The sequence below is a fragment of the Mesorhizobium sp. M7A.F.Ca.ET.027.03.2.1 genome (genome assembly GCF_003999175.1).
In the GTDB taxonomy this organism is placed as follows: domain Bacteria; phylum Pseudomonadota; class Alphaproteobacteria; order Rhizobiales; family Rhizobiaceae; genus Mesorhizobium.
In genome coordinates this window covers 1-555 of the sequence record NZ_RZOM01001807.1, presented here as the reverse complement: position 1 = coordinate 555, position 555 = coordinate 1, and the positions used below count along the sequence as shown (strand labels likewise).

General features: G+C 67.2%; 1 protein-coding gene. It reads right to left on the bottom strand.

What is annotated here, in order from left to right:
• Positions 1 to 555 (bottom strand): carbon-phosphorus lyase complex subunit PhnI (locus EN750_RS38185; RefSeq protein ID WP_189526858.1); only part of this gene is annotated, 555 nt, incomplete at both ends.

Here is a 555-nt window from a genome sequence, read left to right as displayed (position 1 = left end):
ACAGCGCCTGGACATTGTCTGAGTGTGAGATGACGAACTCCTCGTCCTGGGCCGCGGCGACGACATCCTCGCCGAGCTCCTTCGCGCGCAGCGCCCGGTCGCAGAGCGCCATCGCCATCGCCTTGCGCTCGCTCTGGCCGAAGACCAGGCCGTAGCCGCGGGTGAACTGCGGCGGCGCCTTGGCCGAGCCTTTGAACTGGTTGACCATCTGGCATTCGGTGACCCGGACAGTGCCGAGCGGGACAGCGAAGGGCAGTTCGGGCACGTCGAGATCGAGCTCGACCTCGCCGATGCGGATCTCGCCGACGAAGGGATGGTTGCGGGCATAGCCGCGCTGCGTGGAATAGCCGAGCGCCAGCAGAAAACCTTCATCGCCGCGTGACAGCGCCTGAAGGCGGATGTCGCGCGCCATCGGGAATTCGAGCGGCTCGCGGGTGATGTCGCCGGGGACATGGTCCTGCGGCATGTCGCCGTCCGGTTCATTCAAGCCTTCGCGGGCGAGGATCGCCGAGACGCGCGGCATGGCTTGCGCTTCCGTCTGGCGCAGCAAGGGCT